The sequence below is a fragment of the Bacillus sp. JJ1773 genome, assembly GCF_036962035.1.
In the GTDB taxonomy this organism is placed as follows: domain Bacteria; phylum Bacillota; class Bacilli; order Bacillales; family Cytobacillaceae; genus Cytobacillus.
Genome location: NZ_JBALNX010000042.1, coordinates 100,157 through 108,248, shown reverse-complemented (window position 1 = coordinate 108,248; position 8,092 = coordinate 100,157). Strand labels below are relative to the sequence as shown.

The following is an 8,092-nucleotide window of genomic DNA, read 5'->3' as shown; positions in this document are numbered from 1 at the left end:
AAGCGGTAATCAGATGCAAAATCTGATGCCCGTTGATAGTATCTTTTGCTGTTCTCGGTCACCAAAAGGAGGATGTGATTCCCGCTGATAGCAAATATTCGTTGAAGCAGTAATCAGATGCAAAATCTGATTCCCGCTGATTGTATTTTTTGCTTTTCTCAGTCACTAGATTTAATGAAAGATACCCAAGATGTGTATTTCTTGCAGTTGCCGGTCAACAAATTTGTTTTTTGATCGCCTCTGAAAAAATACAAATGCTTCACTAAACCATCAAATTTCGCTGACAAACTATAAAAAACCAGCATTTTATAGAAAATCTAATCGAAAAATGCCTATAATAATAGAAAAACCATCTGAAGGAATTAAAAATGAAGAAAAAATATATTTGGCTCACAGCAGCTATTGTGTATTGTATAGCTATTTTTATAACAACGGCTTCTCCTGCTTCGACTGGTGGAAATACGTTAATGATAATTGCAGATATTTTCAATCTATCTGAGGGTCAGGCTAGTATGATCAACGTCATATTTAGAAAGCTTGTGCATTTATCAGCATTTGGGGTGCTTGCTATATTGTTTTACAATAGCTTTGAAAAGCATCGATTTATACAAGCATGGCTATACACAACGATCTATGCAGCATCCGATGAAATTCACCAGGCTTTTCTCCCAGACCGGACAGGCGCAATTGTGGATGTTGGAATTGATTCCATTGGTGCGCTGATTGCTTTGAGTATAATAAAAATGGCTACCCTCAGAAGAAGGTAGCTATTTATTTATTATTGAGTTGGACTTTCTTGTTTAGCCTGAGAAGAATGTTTTGGTAAATGCCTTTTTATAGAAAAAATAAGTTCTGCAAATAAATAAATTGCAACAAAAGGGCTAAGCCAAATCCAATAATGATTAATCGCTTCATAAATGGAGGTTAATGCTGGATGGATCCACTTTAAACAAATGAGGGATAAAAAAATCCAGCAAATTGAAAAGGATAAACAAATATGTCCATGCAGCTGCAATGGGATATTTGAGTAATCCCACCACCGGCGATGGAAGTAAGTATGAAGTAAATAGCCGCTAACATACTCAATCAATGTTGGAATGGCTAGACAGAGGAAAAGAGCGATTAACCAATTTGTATCCTGTGAAATTAACAAAACCAAAAGCACTGGTGTAAATCCATACATAGGCTTAAAGGGGCCACTAAAAAACCCCACTTTAAAAAATCTCCTCGTTGTAACGAAGCTATAGCTGTTTTCTAACAGCCAGCCTAAAAATGAGTACACCATAAAGTAAAATAAAAGACTATGAGCACTAAAAACTTCTAACGTATTTACCAATTAGCAAACCCCTTTCAAGATGACAAATTCATCCTATAGGCTTCGCTAAATTTCCTTTAATATACAATTTCTTCTAAAGTGCGGAGAACTTTTTCCTTAAACAATTTTCTTCCGAATATAGCCTGATAAAAGATCAATGCATGTGACCATGACAATGATGCCTAATAGAATAATCCCAACACGATCCCAGTCACGGGAGCTTAGTGCAAAAATAAGCGGCGTGCCAATCCCGCCTGCCCCAATAATGCCAAGGATAGCAGCGGATCTTACGTTAATTTCAAAACGATATAAAGTATAAGACAAAAATCCAGGCATGACTTGCGGGAGGACGGCGAACCAGAGAATTTGCATGCGGTTTGCTCCGGTAGCTGTCAAAGCTTCTGCAGGACCTGGATCAACATTTTCAATTTCTTCCGAGAAAAGCTTTCCTAACATCCCGATTGAGTGCAAACCTAAAGCGAGTACACCAGCAAAGGACCCTGGACCAACTGCTTTAATGAACATAATCGCCATGACGATTTCTGGAAATGTCCTAACAAAGCTGAGGATGAATTTCCCTGAATGTGAAAGGCTTTTCCCCTTGCTCATATTGGCGGCAGCCCAAAAGGCAAACGGCACGCAGAGGAAGGCTGAAATAAATGTTCCTAAAATCGCAATGGCGAGTGTATCAAGCAGACCCCGCAATAAATCCTCTCCATCTGGTAAATAGACATAGTCCCAATCGGGGCTGAAAATTCCTGAAAAAATGGCTTTCGATACTTGAGCAGCTGTTTCTTTTACCCCTGTAATCGGCATGCCGGAAAAGGCCCAAATATAAATAAGGGCTAATGCGAGATAGATGATCCATTGACGAATTGGTTTTTTCGGCGGTTTCACAATGTTTCTAGATGTTTGGCTCATATTAATTTCTCCCGTAATTTAGTACTCATGTAGTCGATTATTAAAACAACGACTAATGTGAAAATAATAATAGAGCTTGTTTTATCATATTCAAAGAATCCGAGTGTGCGGTCATAATAGAGTCCAATTCCTCCGGCACCGACAAGTCCCAATACAGCTGCCGCCCGAATGTTTACCTCAAATGTATAAAGCACATAGGAAATATAATAGGGAAGAACTTGCGGAACGACTCCAAAAAAGATCCATTGAACCTTGTTTGCGCCAACAGCAGTCATGGCTTCAAGTGGCCCAGGATCAATGGCCTCAATCGCTTCATATGTTAATTTTGCCACTAGGCCAATTGAGAAAATCGTCAACGCTAAAATACCTGGAAGTGGTCCTAAGCCGAAAATTGATACGAAAATGGCTGCTAACAGCAGGTCAGGAATCGTCCGAATTAGATTCAGGACAAAACGAACAGGATGGTATAACCATATGTTACGAACAATGTTGATCGCAGAAAAAATCGCAATCGGAATGGCGATGAGGGCACCAAAGGTTGTCCCAATTAATGCCATTCGAATCGTTTCAAGCATTGGCTCGACAATTTTTCCGAAGTAAGACCAGTTTGGAGGAAGCATTTGCGCAAGCAGCTCGACCATGTTAGGAGCACCGATGACGAGCTCAGTAATGGTTGAATTTGTTTGGACTGCACTTCCGAAAAGCAGCAAAATAATAATAAAAATGGTTAAATAGGTTTTTAGTTTACGTGGAGGCTCAGGCAGGACCCTCTTCTGTGGCTGACTCAGCATACATTTACCTCTAATAGTTCATCCTTCTTAATAGGGCGGCCATAAATTTCCGAGAATGCTTCATCGGTCGCCTTTTCAACAGGCCCGTCAAATACAACCTCTCCTGCCCGTAATCCGATAATTCTTGTTGCGTATTCTCTTGCTAAATCAATAAAATGAAGATTCACAATGGTCGTTATTCCGAATTCCTGGTTAATTCTTTTCAGATCATCCATGACTTGCTTAGTTGTTAACGGGTCAAGCGAGGCTACAGGCTCATCTGCCAAAATGATTTTTGCTTCCTGAGCTAACGCACGGGCAATGGAGACACGCTGCTGCTGTCCACCGGAAAGATCCGTTGCTCGGGAATAAGCTTTTTCAAGAATATTGACGCGTTCTAAAGCATCGAATGCCAGATTTACATCTGCTTTTGGAAAAAGCCCGAGAATCGTACGCCAAGTTGAATGATAGCCAACACGCCCCGAAAGTACATTTCTCAATACCGAAGAACGCTTCACTAAATTAAAGCTTTGAAAAATCATGCCGATGTCACGGCGGATTCGGCGTAAATTCGACCCAGTTGCTGTCGTAATCGATTTGTTATTGATAAAAATTTCGCCTTCAGATATATCAATCAAACGATTGATTGAACGCAATAGGGTTGATTTTCCCGCACCTGACAAGCCAACAATGACGACAAATTCACCTTCATGAATCTGTAAATCAATGTTGTTTAATCCTTTCACACCATTATGGTATGTCTTGGAGACGTTTTTAAATTCAATCACTTTTATTCCACCTTTAGTTATTTAATCAAAAAATGCCATACCAGTTATTAACCCTTCACTGGCTGGCATTTTTGGCTTACTACATTACTCGGTTTTCACTCTTTCTGCATAATCGCGAACAATATCAAACACTTTATCTTCAGATGATGTATAGCCTTCATGGGAGTAAATGTCTTTAATGATGGCATGGCCTTCTTCATCCTTGCCAATTTCAATAAAGGCATCCTGAATTTTTTTTGTCCATTCTTTACTCATATCGGAGCGGATTGAAATCGTATCGTTTGGAATTGGTTCTGTGAAATGAAGAACTTTTGTCTCTTCGAATACACTTGGATAATCGCCTTTTACAATATTACGTGCATCTTGGAAAATAACAGCCGCATCAACATCGCCGTTCAATAATGCGATTACAGCTTGGTCATGTCCTTTAACAGTGATCCCTTCAACGTCCGTAAGCGGATCAATCTTTTCATCCATTAAGGCAGCTGCGGGCCAAACATAACCTGCTGAAGATGTAACGTCTTGGAAAGCAATTTTCTTTCCTTTCAAATCTTTCACGCTTTTGATATCAGAATCTGCTTTTACAATAAACATAGATTTATAGAAATCCACTAATTTATCATTAGGTGCACCCGTTTCATCGTTAACACCGAAGCGTTGTGCTTGCAAAATAACATTTGCAGCCTCTTTTTCATGGGCTTGTACATATGCCGTTGGAGGCAAAAAGCCAACGTCTACTTTTTTCGATGCCATTGCTTCAACAATCGTGTTGTAGTTAGTTGATACACTTACTGTTACAGGAATTCCTAGCTTGTCCTTAAGCAAACCTTCTAATGGTTTAGCTTTTGCTTCTAATGTGTCTGCATTTTGCGATGGTACAAATTGAACAGTTAAGCTTTCAGGGGTGTAATCTCCGCCAGATGTTTTGTTTGAGCCGCATGCACTTAAGATGGCCGTTGTTAGAGCAAGAGATAGGCCAATCGTTGCCAATTTCTTAAACATTTCAGTTACCTCCAAATGGAAAAAGGATATTTTACGATTTGAATTATAGCAAACGATATGGATAGTTCTGTAAAAATGGTGTTAAATAATGTAAATGTTTGGTGTGGTTTGTTGTAAAATAAATTTACATGAAAGAACTACCTATATAATCAAAGTGGAAGTAATTAGAGGGGATGTGAAGTGGAAGCCATGGATAATGAACGCTGTGAGCTTATTATTATGGAAACTAGTGATCTGCACGGAAATGTGTTCCCGATTAATTACAGGGATAATGAAGAAGTGAATGCAGGGCTAGCAAAGATTGCTGCACTGATTAAAAGTGAGAGAGAAAACAATCAATACTCCCTTTTAATAGACAATGGGGATGTCATTCAGGGGACGCCTTTAACATATTATTATGCAAAATTCCTTCCAGAAAAGATAAATCCGCTTATAAGCCTGCTAAATGATTTAAATTATGATTGTGCTGTAATTGGAAATCATGAGTTTAATTACGGTTCCGAAATATTACAGGCAGCGGTGGACGAGTCCCAGTTCCCGTGGTTATCGGCCAATATATTAAGAGAAGGAACGAAGGAAAGTGCATTTGGTCCTCCGTACATAGTGAAGGAGTTTGAAAATGGGCTGCGTGTTGCTGTTCTAGGAATTACGACACATTATATTCCGAATTGGGAAAACCCAAGGCATATTGTGGGACTCCAATTTAAAGATGCGTTAGCTAGTGCAAAAAGGTGGGTTAATTTTATTCAAAAGCATGAACAGTATGATTTGCTTGTCGTTTCCTATCATGGAGGATTTGAACGGGATCTATCCAACGGGGAGCCTGGAGAAGCCATGACTGGAGAAAATCAGGCTTATGCGATATGCCATGAAATTGAAGGAATTGATATTTTGCTGACGGGTCACCAGCATCGAATGATTGCGGATACTTTGAACGGAGTGACAGTCGTTCAACCCGGCTACAATGGACAGGCTTTAGGTAAAGTGAAAGCTTATTTTGAAAAAATCGAAGGGAAATGGGTATTTAAAAGCTGCTCGTCACAGCTTATAGAGGTTGACCATTCTGTTCAAGCAGATCCTCATATCTTGAAAATGACTGAAGAGTATGAGAAGGACACTCAAATTTGGCTTGATCAGCCAATTGCCAAAATAATAGGGGATATGACGATTTCCAGCGCATTAGAATTAAGATTAGGAGATCATCCTCTTATTGAATTTTTTAATTATGTGCAAATGGATGCATCAGGCGCAAGGATTTCCTCTACTGCTTTATTTGATAATCGCTCTCGTGGTTTTCAGGAACAGGTGACAATGAGGGACATCGTTTCAAATTATATTTATCCGAACACGTTGAAGGTCATTCGAATCACTGGGCAGGATATGAAGGATGCTTTGGAGATTTGTGCATCGTATTTTATGCTTGATCAAGATGGTGAGGTCCAGGTCAATCCTGCCTTTGCTGAACCGAAGCCCCAACACTATAACTACGATATGTGGGAAGGAATTGAGTATGAGTTTGATATAAGAAACCCTATTGGGGAGCGTGTCGTTAAATTAAGTAATAAGGGAGATCCTGTTCAGATGAAAGGTGAATATGATGTCGTCATGAACAACTATCGAGCCGGCGGGGGTGGAAACTACAATATGTTCAAAGATAAGCCTGTCATCAAAGAAATTCAGACAGATATGACAGAGTTAATCGCTAACTATATGATGAAAAGGAAAAAGATCTATGCCTCCTGTGATCATAATTGGAAGGTTGTTTGGTGATCGGATGAAACACTCTAGGTAATATATTGTGAATTTAAAAGACTGTAGACAAGCTCGATTTTACTGAGTTTGTCTACAGTCTGACACGGTATTAAAATTCACAAAAGTAACTTAGTGATACTTCTATTGTAGTTTTTCAACCTTGTAGCCTTTATTTTTAAGTAACTGGATAACGCTCATATCGCCAAAGTAATGTCCTGCACCTACGACGACAAAATAAGTTTCTTTCGTACTTCCTGTTAAGTACTGTTCAATTTTATTCGCCATTCCAATATTTCTATTATCAAGCAGTTCAGTCATATATGTTTGGTATTCTGGGCTATCGTCTGGAACGTTAAAGAGTAAATTTTCAATTGCGTCATCATCACTATATTGCCAAGCTTTTATTAGGGCATCTAGTTCGCCGCTGCTATCAACTTTTAGGGAATCTTCAAGCAGTTTTATTTGCACATTTTCAGAAAAGCTGTCCATCATATTTAATTGGAACTCTGCTCCCTCTAACTCAATAATTTTTTTACCACCCGCTTTAGATAAGAAATAAAAATCAATTCCTAATTCAGGTTTATATTTAGGATCAGTTATTTTTAAACTTTCTAAAATCATATTAAAATACCAAGGTTCAAAATGCTTGAGTTCGTTAAAATCGGCACCCAAACTAATAAAAATATCTTTTAGTTTCGTGTAAAGCTCCTCCGAAATATGATCCTCAATTGTTGAACCATCAGCATAGATAGCTTTTTCAAGGATGGATTGTTGAAGTTCAAGGGGATTTAAATTAAGAATATCTGCTTCAACAACTAAATATTTTGATTCATCAAAAGCCTTCATTATTTTAGAGTTTAAAGGATAAAAGTCTTCAATACCTAAATGAATTGAACCTAGCATGTAAACAGTGTTGCCACTTTTTTCTGCTTTCCAAAGGAATCCACCCTCATTTTCCGCAACCTGTTCCTTTTCACAGCTGGCAGCTTTAACCTCAGCTAATTTCCTTTTGGAAGGGGTCTCATATTTTATTGCACTATCTTTTTTTACATAATAGCCTCCACCTACTCCATAAATGTCACCACCAGAATGGTTCTTAAAGGAATAGACTCTATATTCACCCTTTACAGGTAGTGTCTTGTGAGCCTCAAGCTTATTTTCTTTCAAAGAGAATAACTTAGCTTCTTTAAGGATGGTGATTTTACCTAGTTGACCACTCTTAAGTTCTGTTTTCCCCCACATAATCTTCTTAGGAACACAATCCTTACTACTCTCCGATGCCGCAAAAGCCGTATTAACTGAAAAGGATGAAACTACGAGCAATGTAGCAATGAAAAGCATAGCTGCATTTTTAAATATCTTTTTCAAAGTATTTCTCTCCTCTCTAATAAAGTATTCGTTAATAGAAAAACCAATTATATGTAGTATAGTAAACTATTAACAAATTAATAATACCTTAATTTAGGAGGTGACTCAACAAAGTAAAAAAGCCTATAGATAAAGTCCTTTTCGGAAGAGTCTATAAGCTTTTTTAATATTATTTA

The 8,092-nt window shown here is 38.3% G+C and carries 8 protein-coding genes; 2 read left to right on the top strand and 6 right to left on the bottom strand.

Annotated elements, in window-relative coordinates; all coding sequences use genetic code 11:
- Positions 1-368: 368 nt before the first annotated feature.
- A complete protein-coding gene (locus V7127_RS11830) occupies positions 369-767 on the top strand; it encodes a VanZ family protein (protein ID WP_335354771.1) in 399 nt (132 codons plus the stop codon).
- 11 nt (positions 768-778) lie between these two features.
- Here V7127_RS11830 and V7127_RS11825 read toward each other — a convergent pair whose 3' ends face one another.
- From V7127_RS11825 to V7127_RS11805, 5 genes are all read right to left on the bottom strand, one after another.
- Positions 779-1,336 (bottom strand): putative ABC transporter permease, encoded by a 558-nt coding sequence (locus V7127_RS11825; protein ID WP_335486230.1) that lies wholly within the window; start codon positions 1,334-1,336, stop codon positions 779-781.
- Positions 1,337-1,432: 96 nt separating this feature from the next.
- On the bottom strand, positions 1,433-2,236 hold the full coding sequence (phnE, locus tag V7127_RS11820) for a phosphonate ABC transporter, permease protein PhnE (RefSeq protein ID WP_335486226.1): 804 nt from the start codon (positions 2,234-2,236) through the stop codon (positions 1,433-1,435).
- Positions 2,233-3,027, bottom strand: coding sequence for a phosphonate ABC transporter, permease protein PhnE (gene phnE / locus V7127_RS11815; protein ID WP_335486223.1), 795 nt, complete (start codon positions 3,025-3,027; stop codon positions 2,233-2,235). Before phnE (V7127_RS11815) ends, phnE (V7127_RS11820) begins: the two co-directional genes overlap by 4 nt.
- Positions 3,021-3,794, bottom strand: a complete 774-nt coding sequence (phnC, locus tag V7127_RS11810; RefSeq protein WP_335486220.1) for a phosphonate ABC transporter ATP-binding protein — start codon at positions 3,792-3,794, stop codon at positions 3,021-3,023. The genes phnE (V7127_RS11815) and phnC overlap by 7 nt, the downstream gene beginning before the upstream one ends.
- Before the next feature lie 84 nt (positions 3,795-3,878).
- Positions 3,879-4,796 (bottom strand): phosphate/phosphite/phosphonate ABC transporter substrate-binding protein, encoded by a 918-nt coding sequence (locus V7127_RS11805; RefSeq protein WP_335486217.1) that lies wholly within the window; start codon positions 4,794-4,796, stop codon positions 3,879-3,881.
- Between the two features lie 189 nt (positions 4,797-4,985).
- Here V7127_RS11805 and V7127_RS11800 point away from each other — a divergent pair, with 189 nt between their 5' ends.
- Complete coding sequence (locus tag V7127_RS11800) at positions 4,986-6,566, top strand: bifunctional metallophosphatase/5'-nucleotidase (protein ID WP_335486259.1); 1,581 nt, start codon at positions 4,986-4,988, stop codon at positions 6,564-6,566.
- Between the two features lie 123 nt (positions 6,567-6,689).
- On the opposite strand, the gene V7127_RS11795 is transcribed toward V7127_RS11800, so the two are convergent.
- Complete coding sequence (locus V7127_RS11795) at positions 6,690-7,916, bottom strand: TraB/GumN family protein (RefSeq protein ID WP_335486213.1); 1,227 nt, start codon at positions 7,914-7,916, stop codon at positions 6,690-6,692.
- Positions 7,917-8,092 lie beyond the last annotated feature (176 nt).